The organism is Salinimicrobium oceani, from assembly GCF_012037645.1.
Genome location: NZ_JAAVJR010000075.1, coordinates 1 through 861, shown reverse-complemented (window position 1 = coordinate 861; position 861 = coordinate 1). Strand labels below are relative to the sequence as shown.

Below are 861 nucleotides of genomic sequence, written 5' to 3'. Positions count from 1 at the left end.
TTGGGGACCAGGAAAATAAAAATTCTCTTGATAAGAATTTTAAAGAGCTGGTAGATGGGATCATATATGATAAGGGATCTTATTACCAAATCATAGAAGAGATAGAGGAGAAGATACAGCTAAAGCGATGTCTCACTAATTATTGGAAAGATTCTTTTATGGGACTTTTCAATCTGCTGGAGCATCCCGTCATTTTATTGCAGGACGAAAAGATCGTGGCAATGAATGACTCCTTCAAAAATGACTTTTTTATAACCGGTAGGCAGCAAATAAGATTATCGGACCTGGTAGTTGAAAAGAATAAACTAAAAGTAAAGGAGACCCTTAAGAAGTTTGTGAAAGGTAAACATATGAAGGCTACCACTAAGACAACTCTTCTTATGAAGGAGAAATTGAGAGAAGCGAAGATCACCTTCTCGAAACTTGATAAGTCTTTATGTGGCCAATTGATCATGATGATCAACTTTACGGGCAATGACTTCCCCCTAAAAACAGAAATAGGAACTTCTTCCTCCGAAACTGAAACTTATTTTTCTAAAAATCACATTATTGAAGAACAGGCTTTTACTAAGAGAGAAAAGGAGATCATCTCCCTTTTATGTAAAGGATATAAGACCAAAGAAATTTCTGAAGCTCTGTGTATCTCGGCTAAGACCATTGAGAAACACAGAGCTAATATTGTACGGCGGACCCACTCCGGAACCATTCTGGAAAGCATCATATACGCACTTAACCATAAAATGATTGAAATATGAGGAAAAGCAGGGTTTTCCCCCATTGTATCAGGATAAGATAAATCCTACATTGAAGAGAAAACTAATTGAAAGCAAAGTCCCAATGATGCTACAAAATTTAACCTAA

General features: G+C 36.4%; 1 protein-coding gene. It reads left to right on the top strand.

All coding sequences use genetic code 11. The features are described 5' to 3' along the window. Positions 1-755, top strand: a 755-nt coding sequence (locus HC175_RS15465) for a response regulator transcription factor (RefSeq protein ID WP_168139351.1), incomplete at its 5' end; no start/stop codon positions are given. Positions 756-861: the final 106 nt, after the last annotated feature.